A 21,892-nucleotide genomic window follows, 5' to 3' on the forward strand; every position below is an offset into this window, starting at 1 on the left:
CTACCTCAGCTAGAGGGTCAAGGCTCACGAGCAGGACAAAGTCAAGTTCCCCAAATAACCGTGTCGGGCGCTGTAGCCTAGGTGGGTAGTAGCGCTGTAGCTGGGGGCCAGCGGCAGGGAAGATCGTCGTCGAAAGAGTGGTTAGATACGTGAGCATCGAACGAGGAACAGCTACGCTGGGAGGCACCGAGCTCGATCTGGAAGACGCCATCATGGGGCCAACAGGCCGCCCTTACCGCGAATTTCCGGAACCTGCTCCCCTTGCTTCCCACGGCCCGGCGAGAGTCATCGCCATGGTCAACCAGAAAGGTGGCGTGGGTAAAACCACCTCCACCATCAATCTCGCTGCTGCGCTCGCCGAATACGGCCGGCGTGTCCTGCTGGTGGACTTTGATCCCCAGGGCGCGCTCTCCGCGGGTCTGGGAGCCAATCCGCACGAGCTCGACCTCACTGTGTACAACGTCCTGATGGACCGCAAAGTGAGTATCCGGGATGCCATCCAGCAGACCGGCGTCGAGGGCGTTGACCTTCTTCCCGCCAACATCGACCTCTCCGCCGCAGAAGTCCAACTCGTCAACGAGGTGGCACGCGAGCAGGTATTGGACCGCGCGCTCAAGAGCGTCGAGGACGATTACGACGTCGTCCTGATCGACTGCCAGCCGTCCCTGGGGCTGCTGACCGTCAATGCACTGACGGCAGCGCACGGAGTCATTATTCCGCTGATCTGTGAGTTCTTCGCCTTGCGGGCAGTGGCCCTCCTGGTGGAAACCATCGAAAAGGTCCAGGACCGCCTCAACCCGAGGCTGCAGGTGGACGGTGTCCTGGCCACCATGTACGACGCCCGCACCCTGCACAGCCGCGAAGTGATTTCACGTCTCGTGGAAGCCTTCGGTGACAAGGTGTTCGAGACCGTCATCAAGCGCTCCATCAAGTTCGCGGATGCAACGGTCGCGGCCGAGCCCATCACCAGTTATGCGGGCAACCACATTGGCGCCGACGCCTACCGCCGGCTTGCCAAGGAATTGATCTCGCGCGGCGGCGCGCCCTAGCCGACCGTGGGACCGTCACTCGCTCCGGCCATGGAAGCTGGCGCTTCCGCTTCTGCGGAAGCGCCCGACGCCGGTACCGCCGAAGCCCGCAAACCCGGTTTTGAGGTACGGCTGGCCAACTTCACGGGCCCGTTCGATCTCCTGCTTGGCCTGATCTCCAAGCACAAGATGGATATCACCGAAGTGGCCTTGGCCACCGTCACCGATGAGTTCATCAAGTACATCCGCCGGCTCCAGGAGCTGGGGGAGGACTGGGCGCTGGACGAAGCCAGCGAGTTCCTGGTCATCGCCGCCACTCTGCTGGATCTCAAGGCCGCGCGCCTCCTGCCGGCCGGTGAGGTGGAGGACGCAGAGGATATTGCGCTCCTTGAGGCGAGGGATCTCCTGTTCGCCCGCCTCCTGCAGTACAAGGCTTTCAAGCAGATAGCCGGGATCCTGGGTGAAACGCTGGAACAGGAAGCGCGTCGTTATCCGCGCCAGGTTGCTCTGGAAAGCCATTTCGCCGCCCTGCTGCCCGAACTCGTATGGCGCCATACCCCGGAACAATTCGCGGAACTTGCTGCCAAGGCGCTGAAACCCAAGGATTCGGCTCCCGCCGAGGTGGGCCTGGACCATCTTCACGCTCCACCGGTGAGCGTCAAGGAACAGGCCGGGATCATGGGCCACCGCCTGAAGCTGGGCGCGCCCTTGTCCTTCCAGGCGCTGATAGCCGACGCAGAGACCACCCTGGTGGTCGTGGCACGCTTCCTTGCGTTGTTGGAAATGTTCCGGGACCGCGTGGTGGCTTTCGAACAGCCCGCACCCTTGGCGGAGTTGACGGTTCGGTGGACGGGCGACGACGCCGGGTGGGACAGTTCCCGCCTGAGTGAAGAGTATGAGACTGGCGTGGGGCCGGAAAACGGGGAGAACAGCAGTGAATGAGCAGGAAACGGCCCAGGAGGGGCTGGCTGACCTGGAAGCGCTGCCAGGTGGTGCACGGGCAGCCTTGGAGGCAGTGCTCATGGTCATCGACGAGCCTGCTACGTCGGAAGAGTTGTCCGCCGGACTCAACGTGACGGTCTCCGTCGTCGAGGATTTGCTGCATGACCTGCAACGGGAGTATAGCGGCTATACTGTTAAAGCCCCGGACGTGGATGCTGTCGGCTATGCCGATGCCAGCACTGCACCCCGGGGTTTTGAATTGCGGAATGTCGCCGGCGGGTGGCGCATCTATTCACGGTCGGATTTTGCCGACATCGTGGGAAGGTTCGTTCTCGAAGGGCAGACCACCAGGCTCACTCAAGCAGCGCTTGAGACCCTGGCGGTCATAGCTTACCGGCAACCGGTCTCCAGGGCCCGGGTATCTGCCATTCGCGGCGTCAACGTCGATTCGGTAGTCCGGACACTCACCCAACGGGGTTTGATCGAGGATTCCGGAAACGATCCCGAATCCGGGGCTGTCCTTTACCGGACAACCTCGTATTTCCTGGAGCGGATGGGTATTGGCTCAGTGGCTGAACTGCCACAGCTTTCGCCACACCTTCCAGGTTTGGAAGGAATTGACGAGTACTACGACGCCAGCCGGATGTAGCCACAGGCTACGCCCGGCACCGCAGGAAAACTTCAGATGGATTCACGGCACCTTCAGGGTGCACAGCGACAAGGGGCAGACGATGTCTGCCCGGCTGGCTAGTGTTGATTGCAGCACGGAAAGCCGGCCATTACTACACAAGGACGGGTCATGACACAGGCGGGACGCCAGAGTTCACCACGTAACAGTTCGGGACGCAACAGTTCTGGACGCAATGAGGCCAAGGGCGGCACGGGCCGCACCAACGCCGGCGGCTTCTCAGGCCGCGGCGGCAGCGCCGGCGCTGGAAAGCGCAACTTCACCCAGGGCGAAGGCCGACCCTTCAAGGCTCCGAAGCCGCGCGAAGCGGCACCTTTCGATCCTGACAACCCCACAACTGCGGGCGACTTTGACCGGGGCCAGGCCTCCAGGCCCGCGAAGCCCTTCCGCAAGCCCGGCTCCAACAAGCCCGGCTTTGGCAAGGCACCCGGTACGCCGGGCGCACTGAAGCCCAAGGCCAAGCCCGCCAGGCAGTACGGCTCCAAGGCATTCGGCAGCGAACGATTCGGCCAGAACCTGGGTCCCATCCGCAAGCCAGGCCGCAACCGCGGACCGCGCCAGGAAGTCCCGCAGTCGGACCTTCACGATGTTGACGGCGTACGCCTGCAGAAGGTCATGGCTCAAGCCGGCGTGGCTTCACGCCGCGTCTGTGAGGAAATGATCCTCGAGGGACGCGTCGAGGTTGATGGCGTAGTGACCACCGAGCTTGGTATGCGCGTGGACCCCACGGCTGCCGTGATCCACGTCGATGGCATCCGGATCCAGCTCGACGAAACCCTCGTCTACATGGTCTTCAACAAGCCCAAGGGCGTCGTCTCCACCATGGAGGACCCCGAAGGCCGTCCCTGCATCAGCGACTTCCTGAAGAACAACAAGAACAAGGGCGAACGCCTGTTCCACGTTGGCCGTCTCGATGTCGCCACTGAGGGGCTGCTGCTGCTGACGAACGACGGCGAACTCGCCAACCGCTTGACGCACCCTTCCTATGAGGTACCCAAGACGTACCTCGTCCAGGTGCGCGGCCCGTTCCCGCAGGGCGTGGGCGCGAAGCTGAAGAACGGCGTCGAGCTCGAAGACGGTGTCGCCGCAGTGGACTCGTTCCGGTTGGTGGACTCCACCCCGGGCCACGTCCTCATCGAGGTTGTGCTCCACTCAGGCAAGAACCGCATCGTGCGCCGTATGTTTGACGCCGTCGGGTTCCCGGTTGAACGTCTTGTCCGCGTGAAGGTCGGCCCCATCGGCTTGGGTGACCAGCGCCAGGGCAGCATCCGCAACCTCGGCAGGCAGGAAGTCGGACACCTCCTGGCATCTGTAGGGCTCTAGGGCATGTCGGCATTCGGTACGCACGGCCGGGGCCATCTCGATGGCCCGGTCGTCGTTCTCGGTACAGGCTTGCTGGGGGCCAGCATTGGCCTCGGCCTGCGCGGACGCGGAGTTCCGGTCTTCCTGTCCGATCCTTCGCCCACCAATCAGGCGGTCGCGGTGGATATCGGAGCGGGACGGCCGTTGGGCGAGTTGGGTGAAGAACCCCAGCTGGTTGTTGTCGCGGCTCCGCCGGACGTTACCGCCGACGTCGTGCAGAAGGCTTTGGCGGACTACCCATCCGCCGTCGTGGTTGACATCGCGAGCGTGAAAGCGACCATTCAGGCGCAGCTGCGTGAGCGTGGCGTGGACCTGTCCCGCTATGTGGGGACGCATCCTATGGCCGGGCGTGAGAAGTCAGGCCCGGTGGCTGCCCGGGGAGAGCTTTTCACCTCCATGCCGTGGGTTGTTTGCCCGTCAGAGGAAACCTCGGATGCGGCGCTTCAGGCTGCCCGGTTGTTGGCCGGGGATCTTGGGGGAATCGTCTCCCAATTCACGGCAGACGAACACGATGAAGCTGTGGCACTGGTATCGCATTTGCCCCAGATCATGTCTTCCCTGTTGGCCAGCCGGCTGCAAGGTACGCCCCTGCATGCCCTTTCCTTGGCTGGCAACGGGCTCCGGGACACCACCCGCATCGCCGCCAGCGATCCCACCCTTTGGGTGCAGATCCTGGGAGGCAACGCGGAAAAGGTGGTTTCCATCCTGCACGGTGTCCGCGAGGACCTGAACCGCTTGATCGGAACTCTTGAAGAGCCGTTGGCGCCCGGCGCTCGGCTGGACCTTGCGCAACTGATCAGTGAAGGCAATGCAGGGCAGGCGAGGATTCCCGGTAAACACGGCGGACCTCCGCAGGCCTACTCGTGGCTCACCATCCTGGTGGACGACAAACCGGGCCAGATTGCCCACCTTCTCACGGAGATCGGCGAGATTGGCGTGAACCTCGAGGACCTCCGGCTCGACCATTCGTCGGGACAAAACGTGGGCATGGTGGAGCTTTCCGTGCTTCCCAGCAAGCATGACCTCCTTGTTGAAGCTTTGACTGACCGTGGATGGCGGGTACTCCAGTAATGACGCGTGAATTTTTTGGACCGGAAACGGTAGCCCGTCCGGGCAAGCCGTTGGTCATTGCCATCGACGGTCCTTCCGGATCGGGCAAATCCAGCGTCAGCAAGGAAGTTGCCCGGCGCTTGAAACTGGCTTACCTGGATACGGGCGCGATGTACCGGGCCCTCACCTGGTACTGCCTCAAGACAGGCGTTGACCTCCAGGACGGCGCAGCAGTGGAGCAGGCTTCCAAAGCCATGCCGTTGGAGATCAGCACATCCACTGCTGCGGAGTACGTGGCAGTGGATGGCACAGACGTCACGGACGAAATCCGGGATCCCTTGATCTCCTCGTCCGTCAGCGCTGTGGCCACTACGCTCGGTGCCCGCACGGAGCTCATCCGCCGCCAGCGTGAGCTGATCGACCAGCACCACCACCGCATGGTGGTGGAGGGACGCGACATCACCACCGTCGTCGTCCCCAATGCCGAGGTCCGCATGCTCCTGACCGCCAGCGAGGAAGCACGGCTCCGGCGCCGGGGCATCCAGTTGGGTGGCACCCAGAGCAAAGAGCAGCTGGCAGCCCAAGTCATCCAGCGCGACGCCAAGGACTCCACGGTGGTGAACTTCACCCAGGCAGCTGATGGCGTGGTGACGCTGGATTCCTCGGACCTGGACTTCGAGGAAACAGTGGAGACCGCCCTGGCGATCGTCAGCAAGGTGATCTATGGCGACTAAGGAACAAGGACACGGGCTTCCCGCTCCGTGGACCAAAGTGTGGAGCCGTCCCGTCGGGTGGTTCCTTGACCACGTCATGTACCGGACCGTCGTGGCGGGTAAAAGCAACGTTCCCGCCGGCGGACCGGTGATTTTCGCCGCGAACCACATCAGCTTCCTCGATGGGCCTGTGATGTTCGGCGCCTCTCCGCGGCCTATGCACATCCTCGTCAAGAAAGAGATGTTCAGGGGCTTCCTTGGTTCTGTCCTGCGGGGCTCCGGACAGATTCCGGTGGACCGTTCCGGGGACCGCGCCGCCCTGCATCTCGGCAAGCAACTGCTTGACGACGGCCGCTGCGTCGGGATTCTTCCGGAAGGCACGCGGGGGAGCGGTGCAGCCGAAAGCATCAGCAACGGGGTTGCCTGGCTTGCCATTAACTCCGGAGCAACAGTAATACCGGTGGCCATCCTCGGAACCCGCCAGGGCGACGAGCACCGCGACCATATCCCCAAACCGCGCCGCAAGCTCCACGTGAGCTTCGGTGAACCTCTTACGGTGAAGCGCCGGAAGGGTGAACCGGGCCGTGTTTCAATGGACAGGGCGGCTGCGGAAATCCGCGCAGCCCTGGCCGATCACGTCCAGGATGCCATCCGTGCCACAGGACAGGGCCTTCCCCGGGATCCTGCGCCCGGAGAATCCACTCCGCAGCACCGCCATACAGCAGTAGCCGGGACGCCGGCAGACCACCCCTAAGGAAAGTGCAATGAGCGATACGACTCAAAAATCCGGCCTCCACGGAGCCGGCGACGACGAATACACGCCCACCGGCACCGACCAGGTGGCTGAAAACCTGGCTGCCCTGGACGATGACGAGGCCGAGCTCCGCGCGGCCACCCTGCGTGCCGGCCTGGACGACTACGAGCTCGATGACGAAGATGCCGCACTTCTCAGCGGCGAATACGGCGACGAAGGCGACGAAGGTCCCCTCAAGCTGGACCCCGTCTTGGCCATCATCGGCCGCCCGAACGTGGGCAAATCCACATTGGTCAACCGCATCCTGGGCCGCCGCGAAGCCGTGGTTGAGGACACCCCGGGCGTTACCCGCGACCGCGTCATGTACTCGGCGCGCTGGAATGGCCGCAACTTCACCTTGGTTGATACCGGTGGATGGGAGCACGATGCCAAGGGCATCCACGCCCGCGTAGCCGAGCAGGCCGAGATGGCCGTTGAGCTTGCAGACGCCGTCCTCTTTGTGGTGGATTCCGCCGTTGGTGCCACGGCCACGGACGAGGGTGTCATGAAGATGCTCCGCAAGAGCAAGAAGCCGGTCATCATGGTGGCCAACAAAGTGGACGACTTCGCACAGGAAGCTGACTCGGCAACGCTGTGGGGCTTGGGCTTCGGCGAACCGTACCCGGTATCGGCACTGCACGGACGTGGCGTTGCCGACCTCCTGGACCACGTCATGGATACCCTTCCCGAGTTCTCCCTGGTGGAAGGCGTTGAGCGCTCCGGCGGTCCGCGCCGTATCGCCTTGATCGGACGCCCGAATGTTGGCAAGTCCTCGCTGCTGAACAAGCTTGCAGGCTCTGAGCGCGTCGTGGTTGATCCGCTGGCCGGGACCACCCGTGACCCTGTCGACGAATTCATCGAACTTGGCGACCGTACCTGGCGTTTCGTGGACACCGCAGGTATCCGCCGCCGCCAGCACATGGCCCAGGGCGCCGATTTCTACGCTTCCCTGCGGACGCAGGCCGCGCTCGAAAAGGCGGAGGTCGCCGTCGTGCTTCTTGCCGTCGATGAAGTCCTCAGTGAGCAGGACGTGCGTATCCTCCAGCTGGCCATTGAATCCGGCCGTGCACTGGTCCTCGCCTTCAACAAGTGGGACCTGCTGGACGACGAACGCCGCCGCTACCTGGAGCGCGAAATCGAGCAGGACCTGGCGCACGTTGAGTGGGCGCCCCGCGTCAACATCTCCGCCAAGACGGGCTGGCACAAGGACCGCCTGGTTCCTGCCCTGGACATCGCACTGGAGAGCTGGGACCGCCGCATCCCCACGGGTCGCCTCAACGCGTTCCTGGGCGAGCTCGTCGCTGCGCACCCGCACCCGGTCCGTGGTGGAAAGCAGCCCCGCATTCTCTTCGGCACCCAGGCTTCCAGCCGTCCGCCGAAGTTTGTGCTGTTCACCACCGGGTTCCTGGATCCCGGATACCGTCGCTTCATCACGCGTCGCCTCCGCGAAACGTTCGGCTTCGAGGGTACGCCCATCGAGGTCAACATGCGCGTCCGCGAGAAGCGTGGCAAGAAGCGCTAAGTGAGACGGGCATCACAGCCGAGTTTGGCTGTGATGGCGTCTCCGACCTCCAACTTCGTGTAAGCTTTTGGAGGTGGTTCGGCCGGACTGCTTAGGTGGGACTCTTCGGAGGATAACCTGGGCGGAGAACGGTGGAACCAGCGGGCTGTAGCGCAGCTTGGTAGCGCACTTGACTGGGGGTCAAGGGGTCGCAGGTTCAAATCCTGTCAGCCCGACAATGAAGGACCGGAATCACGCGGGATTCCGGTCCTTTCTTGTTTCCGGCCCTTCGCTTCACCTTGTGTCAGCGTCGGGTTGCGTCGGGTGAAGCGAAGGATGACGGGGGTAGGGCTAAACCCTCTGCAGCGCGCCGAGTGCCCGCACCAACGGTTCAAGCTCCGGCACGGAGGCCGCGGCCTCAAGGGCGGAGGCCAGCGTCTCGTCGTGGACCGGCTTGGCCGACTCCAAGAGTTCTTGTCCGCTGATGGTGAGCTCGGTGTAGATGCCGCGACGGTCGTCGGCGCACAGGATGCGCGTGAGTAGGCCGCGGTCCTCCAAGCGGTTGACCAGGCGGGTGGTAGCGCTGCTGGACAGGGCCGTGGCGCGGGCCAGTTGCTGCATCCGCATATGCCAGCCGTCCTGGCGGCTCAGGGCATCCAGCACCGTGTACTCCACTACCGACAGGTCACTTGAGGCCTGGAGCGCCTTCTCCAGTTCCCCTTCGATGCTTCCGTGCAGGGCGGCAAGGGTCCGCCAACCCTGCGCCCGAACTTCTACGGCGTCATCCTTGATGCCCATGTTTGCTGTGCTCCTGACTTGATGTCGTGTAGATCGGGACGCCGGAAACTAGTTGCTTGCGCAAGTACCTAGCGTGTGCAACTATATATAAAGCGTCTGCAACTATTATTCTACGGTTCCCGGAGGCGCAGTTCCACTTTCCCTGGGAGCCACCACATAAGGAGCTTCACATGCCCGCAGGGTTAATTGCCCTTGCCCTCGGCGGATTCGGCATCGGACTGACAGAATTCGTGATCATGGGTCTCTTGCCCGAGGTTGCCGCCGACTTCCAGGTCAGCGAGGCTGCAGCCGGCTGGTTCATCTCCGGCTATGCCCTGAGCGTTACGGTTGGCGCACTGCTGGTCACGGCGGCCGTGACCCGGCTTCCGCGGAAGCCTGTTCTGGTGGGCTTGCTCGTCCTGTTCATTGCGGGCAACTTCCTGTCCGCCATCGCGGACAGCTACACGGCAATGCTCGTAGGCCGCATTGTCGCCGCACTGTGCCACGGTGCTTTCTTCGGCATCGGCTCGGTAGTGGCGGCCAGCCTGGTTCCGGCGCACAAGAAGGCCGGTGCCATTGCCATCATGTTCACGGGCCTCACCGCCGCGAACGTCCTGGGCGTGCCTTTCGGAACCCTGCTGGGCCAGAACTTCGGCTGGCGCTCCACGTTCTGGGCGATCACCATCATTGGCGTGATCGCCTTGGTGGGCATCGCGCTCATGGTCCCCAAGGCCGGCACCGAACCGACCAAGGGCCTGCGCAGTGAGCTTGGAGCCTTCCGGTCCGGCCAGGTCTGGCTTTCCATCATTGTGACCATCCTCGGCTTCGGCGGGATGTTTGGCGCCTTTACCTACATCGCCTTCACGCTGACGGAGGTCTCCGGGTTCGAGTCCAGCGCCGTGCCGTGGCTCCTGGTGCTCTTTGGTGGTGGCCTCTTCGTTGGAAACTTCCTCGGTGGCAAGGCTGCCGACAGAGCATTGGACAAATCCCTCGTCGTCATCCTCGCCGGGCTCGTCGCAGTGTTGGTCTTCTTCGCCCTCACCGCGTCCAGCAGCATCGCAACGCTGGTTTCGCTGGCGCTCATGGGTGGTTTCGGCTTCGCGACGGTCCCCGGCCTCCAGATGCGCGTGATGCACTTTGCCTCAACGGCCCCAACGCTGGCGTCCGGCGCAAACATCGGTGCCTTCAACCTGGGTAACGCTCTCGGAGCCTGGCTGGGCGGCGTGACCATCACCGCTGGCCTCGGCTACACCTCGCCCATTTGGGCCGGTGCCGGCCTTACCGTCGCTGCGCTGCTGGTCATGGTCTTTGCTGCCGCTGCCGCAAAGCGCGGGGGAGCCGCAACAATTGCTGCCACGCCCGACGGCGAACGCGAGCCACGCGGGGCTACCGTCGCCTGAGGTGTCCCATCGGCAAAAGAAGCCCGCCACGGATTGTTCCGTGGCGGGCTTCGTGTTCTGTGGGGTGGCCTAGGCGCTTGGCGTGGGTCCCTGCGTCTCCGCTGCTGCGCTTTTCGCCGCCTTGACGCGCTGGTTTTCCGCCTGCTTCAGCGCTTTCATTTGTTTGCCCCGCCGGCGCCAAAGAGCCCACAGGACTGTGACGGCGATGAAGACCACCACTGCCGCAATGGCAGACACGGCCGTCCAGGTTGTAAAGAAGCCGGCGTCCACGCTCAGCGTCCGCTGGCCTGCGTGGGCTGATTCCGAGGTTCCAAAGGCAATGCCGGCCGTCAGGAGGTTCGGGGTGGCGATGGCAACTGCCGCCAGGAGAATGACGATCTTCCATGGCCAGGCGACTGCCTTGCGGGTGGCTTGCCAGGCCACAAGGAGGGGAATGAAGGTGAAGACGAAACCGTAGAACATGCCCACCAGGACACTGGCTCCGAGATCCCGCTTGATCTGGCCGGCAATGACATCGGACCACCAGCGGGGGAGAATGGCCCCCAGAATAAAGTAGGCGGCCACAGCGACAAGCAATGCCACCAGTATCAGGATTATTTTGACGCCCCAATTGCGCTTTTTCCGAGCTGGTACTTGTGCTTGTTCAGTCATGGGTCAATCATGGCAGAGACCCCCTTGGGCGCAGGGAAATGTGCCTATACTTTCAGCGGTGGCCACCAGCACAGGCCGCCGTCGAGGTTCGTCATTGTCCCGATGAAAGGCCACCCGTGAGCAATATTCCAGAAGATCTTTCCTATACCGCGGAGCACGAATGGGTTACCGCTCCCGATGCCGAAGGCGTTGTGCGGATTGGTATTACCGACTTTGCGCAGGATGCCCTGGGCGACGTCGTTTACGCCCAGATGCCTGAGCCCGGGACAAAAGTCACCGGCAATGAGGTGGTGGGGGAAGTTGAGTCCACCAAGAGCGTCAGCGACATCTATGCTCCCGTGAGCGGCGAGGTCATTAATCGCAATGACGCGTTGGACACCGATCCTGCGCTGATTAACTCGGATCCTTACGGTGAAGGGTGGCTCATTGAGGTCAAGCTCGCAGAAGCAGATGCAGTGGATTCCCTGCTCAGTGCATCAGAGTACGAACAACAGGTAGGCTAAAGTTATCTGGCCCGCCAGGCTGAATTTCCTTAGCGGGAAAAGCGCGACGGCGGGCCAGCAACCGATTTGCCCGGCGGTACCGGGATGCGGAAGTGGCTGGCAGGTTTTTGAACTGCCGGCAGATGAGGAGGAAATTCCATGGTTGGCGGCGAACAGAATCAAGCCAATGTCGGGAACGGCGCGGAGGAACAGCCTACGTCGGAGACCACCTCCATCAGCATCACGCCAACGTGGGACGAGCCAAGCATCGCCCCCAAGCTGGCCCCTGAAGAGCGCGCATCCGTGGAAGCACTACCGCCCAACTCGGCCTTGCTTATTGCCCACAGCGGGCCAAACGCCGGAGCGCGGTTCCTTTTGGATGCGGACACCACCACTGCGGGCCGGCACCCGGACGCAGACATCTTCCTGGATGACGTCACGGTGTCCCGCAAGCACGTCCAGTTCCTTCGCACGGCATCGGGCTTCGAACTGGTGGACATGGGCAGCCTCAACGGAACATATGTCAACCACGACCGCGTTGACCGTGTGCACCTGAAGAGCGGCAACGAGGTGCAGATCGGCAAGTTCCGGTTGACCTACTACCTGAGCCCTGTCCGCGCAGCAGGCCAAGTCTGACGGGGTACCTGCCTGTGGCTATCGCCCAGCCGGACCGCCGAGGACCGCAGGTCCTGAACATTGGGGAAGTCCTTGCCCAGCTGAGTGACGACTTCCCTGGCATGACTGCGTCCAAAATCCGGTTCCTGGAGGAAAAGGGGCTCATCAACCCCAAGCGGACCGCTGCAGGCTACAGGCAGTATGCGGACGGTGACGTCGAGCGCCTCCGTTTCGTCCTCGCGCTGCAGCGCGACCAGTACCTTCCGCTGAAAGTCATTAAGGACTACCTGGACGCCATTGATCGCGGTGAGCGCCCGGAAAATCTGCCACCCGGCGTGACAGTGGCGCCCCAAGCTGTTTCGGCCGGAATGGCTGCCGAGAGGCAAGGACGGGCGAGGGCACTGACCGAGGAGCAGTTGCGCTCTGAGTCGGGAGCGAGCGTGCCGTTGCTTGAATCACTGCTGAGCTTCGGGCTTATCAGCCACGTCGGCGGGCGGTTCGACGAGCACGCCCTTCAAGTGGCGCGGGCCTGCGTGCAGTTGGAAGGGCACGGCCTCGAACCGAGGCACCTTCGTCCATTCCAGGCCGCGGCAGACCGTGAGTTCGGTTTGGTGGAACGGGCCGTAGCGCCTCTGACGTCGCGCCGCGACGCCGCGTCCCAAGCCCGCGCAGCAGAAGCTGCCCGCGAGATCAGTGAGCTCTGCCTCACCCTTCACAGGGCGCTCGTCCATGATCGCATCTCCCGGATGGACAGCTGATGATCGAAGTCGAAATCGTAGGCGTGCGCATAGAGTTGCCGTCCAACCAGCCCTTGGTGCTTCTTCGCGAACTCAATGGCGAACGGCATGTACCTATCTGGATCGGCACCCCGGAGGCCAGCGCCATTGCTTTGGCCCAGCAGGGAGTGGTTCCGCCCCGGCCCATGACGCACGACCTCTTGGTGGACGTTGTTGAATCGCTGGGGCACTCCATCATCAGCGTCAACATCGTTGCTGTTGAGGACAACATCTTTTACGGGCAACTGCAGTTCGACGACGGCACCGTGGTCAGTTCCCGGGCTTCGGACGCGCTGGCGCTGGCGCTCCGGGCCAAGTGCCGCATTTGGTGCGCTGATGCCGTGATGGAAGAAGCCGGTGTCCGGATCACGGAACACGACGAAGGTGAAGACTCCGAGCCGGATCCCAGCGTGGACGAAGAGCGCGAAATGCGCCGCTTCCGGGAGTTTCTGGACGACGTGGAACCCGAAGACTTCGAGGGCTGAGGGACCTTAAGCCTAAAGTTGAGGGTGAAAGTTTCGACACGACCGGAAATTGGGGCCAAGGTCTTTGACCTCGGCCCCCGACGGGCCTAACGTCGAAGATATCAAGTTCCCGTTGCATACACTGCCTGCGCAAGTCACACTGGAAGGTGCGGACTTGTGGGAATTACACTGCTGCATTTCAGTGTTGTGCCAGGGTATGCACCGTCCCCAAGGGAACTGAGAACAAGGAGGTCACGTGAGTCCGAAAGGCGAAGCAGGCGAGCTGAAGCAGGCCTCGACCGGCATTGCTGCGCCCGCATCCGGCGCCCAAGGTTTACTCTTCACAGAGGACCTTCCTGTGCTGGACGAGGACGCGGGCTACCGCGGTCCCACTGCATGCAAAGCCGCAGGCATCACGTACCGCCAACTCGATTACTGGGCCCGTACGGGCCTGGTGGAGCCGGCCGTACGCGGCGCGGCAGGATCCGGGTCCCAGCGGCTCTATGGATTCCGCGACATCCTGGTTCTCAAAGTGGTCAAGCGGCTCCTTGATACAGGTGTGTCCCTGCAGCAGATCCGAACCGCTGTGGAGCACCTCCGCGAGAGGGGTGTTGAGGACCTTGCGCAAATTACCCTGATGAGCGACGGTGCGAGCGTTTATGAATGTACCTCTGCGGACGAAGTCATTGACCTAGTCCAAGGCGGACAGGGCGTCTTCGGCATAGCCGTTGGACGCGTATGGCGGGAAGTAGAGGGAAGCCTGGCCGCTCTTCCGAGTGAACACGCCGTGGAGCAGTCCTTTCCCGACGACGAATTGAGCAAGCGGCGAGTGGCCCGCCGCATCGGCTGAACCCTGCCGCATCGACTGGACCGCACGACCCGGTCTTAAACCACAGAAAGCCTCTTCCCCTTGGGGAGGAGGCTTTCCTTGTCGATACCAGGTTTGCTGTGGTTCTCGCTCTGCTGTTTGCTCCAGCCCCTGTGCGAGGCTGCATCACCTAGCGCTGGCGGCGGTCCCGCAGGGATGGTTGTCCCGCCAGGAGGCTCTCCAGGAGCGCATCGAACAGCTTGGCGGAGTTCTTGGCCGAATCCCCGGGCCAGTGGTGCACAGAGTGGGCTGCACCCTGGATCTGCTGCCAATTTGCTTGTTCCGGAATGTGGGGAGTCAGCAGCAAGTCACCGAACATTGACTCCATTTCAGCCAGGCGGAAGGTGTGTTCTGCGGAGCCTGTACGAACCCGGTTGGCAACTATGCCGGCCGGAGCCAGGTTGGGAGCGAACTCCTGCCGGAAGAGTTGAATGGCCCTCATGGTGCGTTCAGTGCCGGCTACGGAGAACAGCCCGGGCTCAGCCACAAGGACCACCCGGTCACTGGCGCTCCACGCCATGCGCGTCAACCCGTTGAGGGACGGTGGGCAGTCCACCAGCACGAGTTCATAAGCTGTGGTGCCGGCCAGTACTGCTGACAGCCTTCGGAGGTCGCGCCGTCCCAGGTCCGGGCGATCGTAGATTCCAGTGAACGCCGAACCTACTGCGACATCCAGGGTGCCGTCGCTTGATCCGTTGGAGACCCAGCTGCTGCCCGCCACGTTTTCCTGGAGCCGGGCCTTCCGGGGGCTTTTCAGCATCCGGCCGATGTCCAGTTGCCCGCCCGGCTGGACACCCAGTGCCGTGGTGGCGTCGGCGTGGGGATCGAGATCGACCACCAGGGTAGGAATGCCGGCGGCGAGGGCCGCGGACGCCAGACCAGTGGTCACGGACGTCTTTCCCACTCCACCTTTGAGGCTGCTGATGCTGACTACTTGCACTTGAAAACCCAAAACCTAACGCCGGTTGCCGTATCGCGCTGATTCGGCTCCGGAAGCGCCGGAGCCGGGGCTTGCCGAAGCCCCCTCAACATCATATGGTGCATCGCGGCTGAATCCCGCTTTCTACGCGCCCGGCCGCGGGAGACGACGCAGCAATAGCATGCCGTCGGATCGCGCGCACGCATATACAGCCCAGATGACGATTCCATTGTGATGGTTGCCACAAAGATTTGTGTTTGATGCTGGCGGCACTACACACTGTGACCACCGACCGATCCACCCGCAATGATGCAGGAGAAGTATGTTTTCGAAAATTCTGGTGGCCAATCGCGGCGAAATCGCGATCAGGGCGTTTCGCGCTGGTTATGAACTGGGCGCCAAGACCGTAGCCGTCTTTCCGCACGAGGACCGTAACTCGATCCACCGGCAGAAGGCCGACGAAGCTTACCTGATCGGCGAGGTGGGCCATCCCGTCCGCGCCTACCTTGACGTGGAGGAGGTTGTCCGCGTCGCCAAGGAAGCCGGCGCAGACGCCATCTACCCCGGCTATGGCTTCCTCTCGGAGAACCCGGACCTCGCCCGTGCTGCCAAGGCAGCCGGAATCACCTTTGTGGGTCCGCCCGCGGAGGTGCTGGAACTCGCCGGCAACAAGGTTGCGGCACTGGAAGCAGCCCGCAAGGCCGGCGTGCCTGTCTTGAAGTCGAGCAAGCCGTCCAAGGATCTTGACGAGCTCATTGCGGCAGCGGACGAGATTGGGTTCCCCATCTTCGCAAAGGCTGTCGCCGGTGGCGGTGGCCGCGGTATGCGCCGTGTGGAGACGCGCGAAGCCCTCCCCGAGGCCTTGCAGTCCGCCATGCGTGAGGCTGACGCCGCGTTCGGCGATCCCACCATGTTCCTTGAGCAGGCTGTGTTGCGTCCCCGCCACATCGAAGTGCAGATCCTGGCTGACGCCGAGGGCAATGTCATGCACCTCTTCGAACGTGACTGTTCACTGCAGCGGCGCCACCAGAAGGTGGTGGAGATCGCTCCTGCGCCGAACCTGGATGAGAACATCCGCCAGGCGCTCTACCGCGATGCCGTCGCTTTCGCGAAGGCCCTCAACTATGTCAATGCGGGAACCGTGGAATTCCTGGTGGACACCGAGGGTGAGCGCGCCGGGCAGCATGTGTTCATCGAAATGAACCCCCGTATCCAGGTGGAGCACACCGTCACCGAGGAAATCACGGATGTGGACCTCGTACAGGCGCAGATGCGCATCGCGTCGGGTGAGACCCTGGCGGACCTTGGCCTGAGCCAGGAGACCGTTTCCATCAAGGGTGCCGCGCTGCAGTGCCGCATCACCACGGAAGACCCCGCCAACGGGTTCCGTCCGGACGTCGGGAAGATCACGGGTTATCGCTCTGCCGGCGGTGCCGGTGTCAGGCTCGACGGCGGTACCGTTTACTCGGGTGCCGAGATCAGCCCGCACTTTGACTCCATGCTGGTCAAGCTGACCTGCCGTGGTCGGGACTACCCGGCTGCAGTGGCCCGTGCCCGCCGTGGCCTCGCAGAGTTCCGTATTCGCGGCGTGTCCACCAACATCCCTTTCCTGCAGGCTGTCCTTGCGGATCCGGACTTCAACGCCGGCAACGTGGCCACTGACTTCATTGACAAGCGCCCGGAGCTGCTGAAGTCCCACATCTCCGCCGACCGTGGCACCAAACTGCTCACGTGGTTGGCCGAGGTGACTGTAAACAAGCCGAACGGTGAGCTCACGGTCCACTCAGACCCGGCCAGCAAGCTGCCGGCGATCGAGGGGCCGGTTCCCACCTCAGGTTCGCGCCAGAAGCTGATGGAACTCGGGCCCGAGGGCTTCGCCAAGGCCCTTCGGGAGCAGCAGGCCCTGGCCGTCACGGACACCACCTTCCGTGATGCCCACCAGTCGCTCCTGGCCACCCGCGTCCGCACCCGTGACCTCGTCGCGGCCGGTCCGGCGGTGACGGCCCTGATGCCGGAACTCCTTTCCGTGGAAGCCTGGGGCGGTGCGACGTACGACGTCGCCCTGCGTTTCCTCGGTGAGGACCCCTGGGACCGTCTGGCCGCACTGCGTCAGGCACTTCCCAACACCTGCCTCCAGATGCTGCTCCGCGGACGCAACACCGTGGGCTACACGCCCTACCCTGAGGAAGTGACTGAGGCTTTCGTTAACGAAGCAGCAGCCACCGGCATCGATATCTTCCGCATCTTCGATGCCCTCAACGACGTCAACCAGATGGCACCGGCCATCCGGGCCGTCCGGGCCACCGGCACCGCCGTCGCAGAAGTGGCGCTTTGCTACACGGGCAACCTCCTTGACCCCAATGAGGACCTGTACACCCTTGACTACTACCTGGACCTCGCCCAGAAGATCGTCGACGCCGGTGCCCACATCCTCGCCATCAAGGACATGGCAGGCCTGTTGCGTCCGGCTGCGGCCACAAAGCTGGTGACGGCGTTGCGCGAGCGCTTCGACCTGCCGGTGCATCTCCACACGCACGATACCGCCGGTGGGCAGCTGGCAACCCTCCTCGCTGCCGTCGAAGCCGGCGTGGACGCTGTTGACGTCGCTGCTGCCTCCCTTGCCGGGACCACCAGCCAGCCTGCCGCTTCGGCCTTGGTGGCAGCCTTGGCCAACACCCCGCGGGACACCGGCCTCAGCCTGAAAAACGTGGGCGCCATGGAGCCTTACTGGGAAGCTGTCCGCCGCGTCTACGCGCCCTTCGAATCAGGTCTGCCGGGCCCCACAGGCCGTGTCTACCAGCACGAGATCCCGGGCGGCCAGCTGTCCAACCTTCGCCAGCAGGCTATTGCCCTGGGGCTGGGGGAGCAGTTCGAAGCCATCGAGGACATGTACACCGCTGCCGACCGCATCCTGGGCCGGCTGGTCAAGGTGACGCCTTCCTCCAAGGTGGTGGGAGACCTCGCCCTGCACCTGGTTGGCTTGAACGCTGATCCGGCGGACTTCAACGAGAACCCGCAGAACTACGACATCCCCGACTCCGTGATCGGCTTCCTGTCCGGCGAACTCGGAGATCCCCCTGGAGGCTGGCCCGAGCCGTTCCGTACCAAGGCACTGCAGGGCCGCAGCGTCAAGGTCCGCGATGTGGATATCAGCGCCGAAGACAGCGCTGCGCTCAAGGGGGATTCCAAGACGCGCCAGCACACGCTGAACCGTTTGCTGTTCGCCGGTCCCACCAAGGACTACCTGAAGAGTGTGGAGACCTACGGCAACATCTCCGTGCTGGACACCCGTGACTACCTCTACGGTTTCCAGCAAGGCTCAGAGCATGTCATCGAGCTGGAAAAGGGCGTCCGCCTCATTGCCCAGCTTGAGGCTGTGTCCGAAGCCGATGAGAAGGGCATGCGGACTGTGATGTGCACGCTCAACGGCCAGTCCCGCCCGGTGGTTGTCCGTGACCGTTCGGTGGTCAGCAACGTCAAGGCAGCAGAGAAGGCCGATCCTGCCCAGCCCGGCCAGGTTGCAGCCCCGTTCGCCGGTGCCGTGACGGTCACGGTCAAGGCGGGCGACGTCGTCAACGCAGGCGATACCGTGGCCACCATTGAGGCGATGAAGATGGAAGCATCCATCACGACGCCGGTAGCCGGCACGGTCTCACGCCTGGCTATTTCCTCGGTGGAGCAGGTCCAGGGTGGCGACTTGCTGCTGGTGATCAGCTAGCAATCCGCCCATAAAAGTACCCCGTCCGGAAACGTCCGGACGGGGTACTTTTTTGTCGTGGTTCTCTAGGAAGCGCGTGGAGACGAGTACATTTCCTCGATCACAGTGTTGAAGTCCTTCATGACCTGGGCCCGCTTGACCTTGAGGGACGGGGTGAGGTGCCCTGAGGCCTCCGTGAAGTCCGCCGGGACAATCCGGAAAGACTTGATGGCTTCAGCCTGGGACACTGACTGGTTGGCCTTGCTGATGAGTTCCTGCACCGCGGCTTTCACCACCGCATGGTCCGCAGCTTCGCCCAACGACGTGCTGGACGGCAGCCCGTGGCGTTCCAACCATCCTGGAAGGGCTTCCTCATCGAGGGTGACCAGAGCGCCGATGAACGGGCGGTTATCGCCCACCACCAAAACCTGGGAGACCAGCGCATCAGCGCGGATCTGGTCCTCGAGCAACGCGGGAACCACGTTCTTGCCGCCGGCCGTCACGATGATTTCCTTCTTGCGGCCAGTGATCTTGAGGAATCCGTTACTGTCCAACTCGCCAATATCGCCGGTGCGGAACCAGCCGTCGGTGAAGGTCTCTTCCGTGAGGTCTTCGCGCTTGTAGTAGCCGCGCATGACGCAGACTCCCTTGGCGAGGATTTCGCCGTCGTCGGCAATCTTGACGGAGTTTCCGGGCAAGGGGGCGCCAACGGTGCCAATCCTGATCATGGAAGGAGTGTTGACGGAGATGGGCGCGGTTGTTTCGGTCAGTCCGTAACCTTCCAGGATCTGCAGGCCGATGCCTTGGAAGAAGTGGCCAAGGCGTTCACCCAGAGGGCCGCCGCCGGACACGGCGTGGGCCACCTGTCCACCCATGGCCGCGCGGAGCTTGCCGTAAACGAGTTTGTCGAACACTGCGTGCTTGATCTTCAGGCCGAGGCCCAGGGAACCTGACTCGCGGGCCTTGGAGTAGGCGATCGCGGTGTCCACGGCGCGGTGGAAGATGGCGCCCTTGCCGCCGTCTTCGGCCTTGGTCAGCGCCGAGTTGTACACCTTCTCGAAGACGCGGGGGACAGCCAGGATGAACGTCGGTTGGAAACTCTGGAGGTCGGCCAGCAGGTTTTTGATGTCCGGGGTATGGGCTACCTGGACGCCGCCGGCCACGGCAAGCACGGAGATGAACCGGGCAAAGACGTGGGCCAGCGGCAGGAACATGATGGTCTTGCCCGACTCATTGATGATTTCGGGAAGGGACGCGCGGGCATTCTCGGAGAGCTCCACGAAGTTGCCGTGGGTCAATTCGCAGCCCTTGGGCCTGCCGGTGGTGCCGGAGGTGTAAATGATGGTGGCGAGATCGGCCAGGCCGGCGGAGGAGCGGCGGGACTCGAGTTCGTCGTCGGGTACGCCTGCACCGGCTGCCCGCAGGGCATCCAGCCCCGCACCCTCAAGCTGCCAGACGTGGGCCACCGAGCTGATGTCCTCGGCTGCCACCGCCTGGCGTATGACGTCCTCGTGGTGTGCGGCTTCGCCGAAGGCTGCCACCGCACCAGAGTCACCCAGGTTCCACGCCACCTGGGAAGGAGAAGACGTTTCATAGATCGGGACCGAGACTGCACCGGCGAACCAGATGGCGAAGTCCACCAACGACCATTCGTACCGGGTCCGGGACATAATGCCCACCCGGTCGCCGGTGGCGACGCCGCTGGCAATCAGGCCCTTTGCCAGGGCCCTGACATCAGCGAGGAAGTCCTTGGCCCGGATGTCCTGCCACTGCCCATTGCTGTCCAGCTTGGAGAACAACGCTGGGTTTGACGCCTTTCCGGCTTCCCGGATCACGAAGTCCGTGATGTTGGTTTCCGGGGCGATATTGACGAGGGGAGGAACACTGATTTCACGCACGGTAGCTCCTTTGATATCCACGGGCCACGAGGGGCTGCTTTCACTCTAGTATGCCCGCTCGCGGAGGTGTGTCCTATTTCACCTACTGGCGAGTAACTTTACGGATGAGCCGTCATTTCAAGCAACTCGGGGGCCCTCGGACCCGCCGATGCGGGGGCCCGCAGTCCAGCGGAATAAGATGATGGGATGCCCGCACTACGGTCCTCTTTTCGTGCCAGACCCAAACCACCGGCCTCAGCATGGAAGGACGTGCCGTGGGCTGCCCGCCGCAGCCATTTGGGCCGTCGTGGCCTGGCGATTGGAATAGATATCGGCGGCACCAAAGTTGCAGCCGGCGTGGTGGATGCGGAAGGGCGGGTCCTCGCCGAGGCCCGCAGGTCCACTCCCGGTGCCGATCCCCGGGCCGTGGAACAGACCATCGTGGAGCTGGTGGACGAACTCAGCGCCGAGCACCGCGTGGCCTCCGTCGGAATCGGCGCAGCGGGATGGATGGATCTCGACGGCGGGACGGTGCTGTTCAGCCCGCACCTTGCCTGGCGCAATGAGCCGCTCCGGGCCAGCCTGCAGAAGCTGCTGCGGCGTCCTGTCCTCCTGACGAACGACGCCGATGCCGCCGCCTGGGCTGAATGGCGCTTCGGTGCCGGCCAGGGTGAGAGCCGGCTGGTGTGCGTGACGCTGGGTACGGGCATTGGCGGGGCCATGGTCATGGATGGCCGGGTGGAACGAGGACGTTACGGGGTGGCCGGCGAATTCGGGCACCAGATTATCTTTCCCGGCGGACACCATTGCGAATGCGGGAACCGTGGGTGCTGGGAGCAGTATGCCTCCGGCAACGCCTTGGGGCGCGAGGCCCGCCAACTTGTCCGGACCAACTCGCCGGAAGGCCGGGCTCTTTTGGAAAAGGCCGGCGGAACTGCAGACAACCTCACGGGGGCAGCTGTCACGGCGTTGGCACTGGAAGGTGATGCGACATCCCGCGAACTCCTTGCAGATCAAGGCGAATGGCTGGGATTGGGACTGGCCAACCTGGCCGCTGCCCTTGACCCCGGGATGTTCGTGATCGGCGGGGGACTCTGCGATGCCGGGGAACTGCTGGCCGGACCGGCCCGGGAGTCGTTCGCGAAGAACCTCACCGGCAGGGGGTTCCGGCCCATGGCGGGGATTGAGCTCGCGGCACTCGGTCCCCGTGCCGGCATGATCGGCGCCGCGGACCTTTCACGTGTCAGCGGACGCGCCCACAGCTAAGCTGTTCGCCGCAGAGGGGGCGT

The 21,892-nt window shown here is 63.3% G+C and carries 20 protein-coding genes and 1 tRNA gene; 17 read left to right on the plus strand and 4 right to left on the minus strand.

Features of this window, described 5'->3' with window-relative positions; translation table 11 throughout:
* The first annotated feature begins 149 nt into the window (after nt 1-149).
* From WBN73_RS17920 to WBN73_RS17960, 9 genes are all read left to right on the plus strand, one after another.
* Nucleotides 150-1,049, plus strand: a complete 900-nt coding sequence (locus tag WBN73_RS17920) for a ParA family protein (protein ID WP_089594468.1) — start codon at nt 150-152, stop codon at nt 1,047-1,049.
* Nucleotides 1,050-1,079: 30 nt separating this feature from the next.
* Nucleotides 1,080-1,970 (plus strand): segregation and condensation protein A, encoded by an 891-nt coding sequence (locus WBN73_RS17925; protein ID WP_443193272.1) that lies wholly within the window; start codon nt 1,080-1,082, stop codon nt 1,968-1,970.
* Nucleotides 1,963-2,619: an SMC-Scp complex subunit ScpB gene (scpB, locus tag WBN73_RS17930; protein ID WP_207597089.1), complete on the plus strand. Its 657-nt coding sequence runs from the start codon at nt 1,963-1,965 to the stop codon at nt 2,617-2,619. The genes WBN73_RS17925 and scpB overlap by 8 nt, the downstream gene beginning before the upstream one ends.
* Nucleotides 2,620-2,769: 150 nt before the next feature.
* Nucleotides 2,770-3,981, plus strand: a complete 1,212-nt coding sequence (locus tag WBN73_RS17935) for a pseudouridine synthase (RefSeq protein ID WP_207597090.1) — start codon at nt 2,770-2,772, stop codon at nt 3,979-3,981.
* 3 nt (nt 3,982-3,984) lie between these two features.
* Complete coding sequence (locus WBN73_RS17940) at nt 3,985-5,091, plus strand: prephenate dehydrogenase (RefSeq protein ID WP_207597091.1); 1,107 nt, start codon at nt 3,985-3,987, stop codon at nt 5,089-5,091.
* A complete protein-coding gene (gene cmk / locus WBN73_RS17945; protein WP_280627696.1) occupies nt 5,091-5,804 on the plus strand; it encodes a (d)CMP kinase in 714 nt (237 codons plus the stop codon). The genes WBN73_RS17940 and cmk overlap by 1 nt, the downstream gene beginning before the upstream one ends.
* Nucleotides 5,794-6,537 (plus strand): lysophospholipid acyltransferase family protein, encoded by a 744-nt coding sequence (locus tag WBN73_RS17950; protein WP_207597093.1) that lies wholly within the window; start codon nt 5,794-5,796, stop codon nt 6,535-6,537. The genes cmk and WBN73_RS17950 overlap by 11 nt, the downstream gene beginning before the upstream one ends.
* A gap of 10 nt (nt 6,538-6,547) precedes the next feature.
* On the plus strand, nt 6,548-8,098 hold the full coding sequence (gene der, locus WBN73_RS17955; protein ID WP_207597094.1) for a ribosome biogenesis GTPase Der: 1,551 nt from the start codon (nt 6,548-6,550) through the stop codon (nt 8,096-8,098).
* Between the two features lie 141 nt (nt 8,099-8,239).
* A tRNA-Pro gene (locus tag WBN73_RS17960) sits at nt 8,240-8,313 on the plus strand.
* A gap of 115 nt (nt 8,314-8,428) precedes the next feature.
* On the opposite strand, the gene WBN73_RS17965 is transcribed toward WBN73_RS17960, so the two are convergent.
* Complete coding sequence (locus WBN73_RS17965; RefSeq protein ID WP_207597095.1) at nt 8,429-8,875, minus strand: MarR family winged helix-turn-helix transcriptional regulator; 447 nt, start codon at nt 8,873-8,875, stop codon at nt 8,429-8,431.
* A 170-nt stretch (nt 8,876-9,045) separates the two neighbouring features.
* Between WBN73_RS17965 and WBN73_RS17970 the strand changes: the two genes are divergently transcribed.
* On the plus strand, nt 9,046-10,254 hold the full coding sequence (locus WBN73_RS17970; protein WP_207597096.1) for an MFS transporter: 1,209 nt from the start codon (nt 9,046-9,048) through the stop codon (nt 10,252-10,254).
* Between the two features lie 69 nt (nt 10,255-10,323).
* Here the strand turns inward: WBN73_RS17970 and WBN73_RS17975 are convergent, their stop codons facing one another.
* Nucleotides 10,324-10,905: a hypothetical protein gene (locus tag WBN73_RS17975; protein WP_207597097.1), complete on the minus strand. Its 582-nt coding sequence runs from the start codon at nt 10,903-10,905 to the stop codon at nt 10,324-10,326.
* Nucleotides 10,906-11,021: 116 nt separating this feature from the next.
* Between WBN73_RS17975 and gcvH the strand changes: the two genes are divergently transcribed.
* The 5 genes from gcvH to WBN73_RS18000 all read left to right on the plus strand — a co-directional run bounded on the left by gcvH (nt 11,022) and on the right by WBN73_RS18000 (nt 14,092).
* The gene (gene gcvH / locus WBN73_RS17980; protein ID WP_089594478.1) at nt 11,022-11,408 is read left to right on the plus strand and encodes a glycine cleavage system protein GcvH; all 387 of its coding nucleotides are present in this window, start codon (nt 11,022-11,024) and stop codon (nt 11,406-11,408) included.
* 138 nt (nt 11,409-11,546) lie between these two features.
* Entirely contained in the window at nt 11,547-12,023 is a 477-nt protein-coding gene (locus tag WBN73_RS17985; RefSeq protein ID WP_089594479.1) for an FHA domain-containing protein, read from the plus strand.
* Between the two features lie 20 nt (nt 12,024-12,043).
* Entirely contained in the window at nt 12,044-12,760 is a 717-nt protein-coding gene (ftsR, locus tag WBN73_RS17990) for a transcriptional regulator FtsR (RefSeq protein ID WP_207597530.1), read from the plus strand.
* On the plus strand, nt 12,760-13,263 hold the full coding sequence (locus WBN73_RS17995; protein ID WP_026548570.1) for a bifunctional nuclease family protein: 504 nt from the start codon (nt 12,760-12,762) through the stop codon (nt 13,261-13,263). Before ftsR ends, WBN73_RS17995 begins: the two co-directional genes overlap by 1 nt.
* A gap of 235 nt (nt 13,264-13,498) precedes the next feature.
* Nucleotides 13,499-14,092 (plus strand): MerR family transcriptional regulator, encoded by a 594-nt coding sequence (locus WBN73_RS18000; RefSeq protein WP_026542483.1) that lies wholly within the window; start codon nt 13,499-13,501, stop codon nt 14,090-14,092.
* Between the two features lie 148 nt (nt 14,093-14,240).
* Here the strand turns inward: WBN73_RS18000 and WBN73_RS18005 are convergent, their stop codons facing one another.
* Nucleotides 14,241-15,050: a ParA family protein gene (locus tag WBN73_RS18005; protein ID WP_207597098.1), complete on the minus strand. Its 810-nt coding sequence runs from the start codon at nt 15,048-15,050 to the stop codon at nt 14,241-14,243.
* A gap of 301 nt (nt 15,051-15,351) precedes the next feature.
* Between WBN73_RS18005 and WBN73_RS18010 the strand changes: the two genes are divergently transcribed.
* On the plus strand, nt 15,352-18,747 hold the full coding sequence (locus tag WBN73_RS18010; RefSeq protein ID WP_207597099.1) for a pyruvate carboxylase: 3,396 nt from the start codon (nt 15,352-15,354) through the stop codon (nt 18,745-18,747).
* A gap of 65 nt (nt 18,748-18,812) precedes the next feature.
* On the opposite strand, the gene WBN73_RS18015 is transcribed toward WBN73_RS18010, so the two are convergent.
* Nucleotides 18,813-20,624 carry an AMP-dependent synthetase/ligase gene (locus WBN73_RS18015; protein ID WP_207597100.1) on the minus strand — a complete coding sequence of 604 codons (1,812 nt, stop codon included), beginning with the start codon at nt 20,622-20,624 and terminating at the stop codon, nt 18,813-18,815.
* 186 nt (nt 20,625-20,810) lie between these two features.
* On the opposite strand from WBN73_RS18015, the gene WBN73_RS18020 reads away from it, so the two are divergent.
* Entirely contained in the window at nt 20,811-21,869 is a 1,059-nt protein-coding gene (locus tag WBN73_RS18020) for an ROK family protein (protein WP_337340969.1), read from the plus strand.
* Nucleotides 21,870-21,892 lie beyond the last annotated feature (23 nt).

Source organism: Paenarthrobacter sp. CCNWLY172 (genome assembly GCF_037402035.1).
Classification (GTDB): Bacteria; Actinomycetota; Actinomycetes; order Actinomycetales; family Micrococcaceae; genus Arthrobacter.

What these genes read in the sequence shown, in the direction of transcription:
- WBN73_RS17925 (WP_443193272.1), top strand. Translation starts at nt 1,080, where the DNA reads ATGGAAGCTGGCGCTTCCGCTTCTGCGGAAGCGCCCGACGCCGGTACC.
- WBN73_RS17935 (WP_207597090.1), top strand. Translation starts at nt 2,770, where the DNA reads ATGACACAGGCGGGACGCCAGAGTTCACCACGTAACAGTTCGGGACGC.
- WBN73_RS17940 (WP_207597091.1), top strand. Translation starts at nt 3,985, where the DNA reads ATGTCGGCATTCGGTACGCACGGCCGGGGCCATCTCGATGGCCCGGTC.
- cmk (WP_280627696.1), top strand. Translation starts at nt 5,091, where the DNA reads ATGACGCGTGAATTTTTTGGACCGGAAACGGTAGCCCGTCCGGGCAAG.
- WBN73_RS17950 (WP_207597093.1), top strand. Translation starts at nt 5,794, where the DNA reads ATGGCGACTAAGGAACAAGGACACGGGCTTCCCGCTCCGTGGACCAAA.
- der (WP_207597094.1), top strand. Translation starts at nt 6,548, where the DNA reads ATGAGCGATACGACTCAAAAATCCGGCCTCCACGGAGCCGGCGACGAC.
- WBN73_RS17965 (WP_207597095.1), bottom strand. Translation starts at nt 8,875, where the DNA reads ATGGGCATCAAGGATGACGCCGTAGAAGTTCGGGCGCAGGGTTGGCGG.
- WBN73_RS17970 (WP_207597096.1), top strand. Translation starts at nt 9,046, where the DNA reads ATGCCCGCAGGGTTAATTGCCCTTGCCCTCGGCGGATTCGGCATCGGA.
- WBN73_RS17975 (WP_207597097.1), bottom strand. Translation starts at nt 10,905, where the DNA reads ATGACTGAACAAGCACAAGTACCAGCTCGGAAAAAGCGCAATTGGGGC.
- WBN73_RS17985 (WP_089594479.1), top strand. Translation starts at nt 11,547, where the DNA reads ATGGTTGGCGGCGAACAGAATCAAGCCAATGTCGGGAACGGCGCGGAG.
- WBN73_RS17995 (WP_026548570.1), top strand. Translation starts at nt 12,760, where the DNA reads ATGATCGAAGTCGAAATCGTAGGCGTGCGCATAGAGTTGCCGTCCAAC.
- WBN73_RS18010 (WP_207597099.1), top strand. Translation starts at nt 15,352, where the DNA reads ATGTTTTCGAAAATTCTGGTGGCCAATCGCGGCGAAATCGCGATCAGG.
- WBN73_RS18020 (WP_337340969.1), top strand. Translation starts at nt 20,811, where the DNA reads ATGCCCGCACTACGGTCCTCTTTTCGTGCCAGACCCAAACCACCGGCC.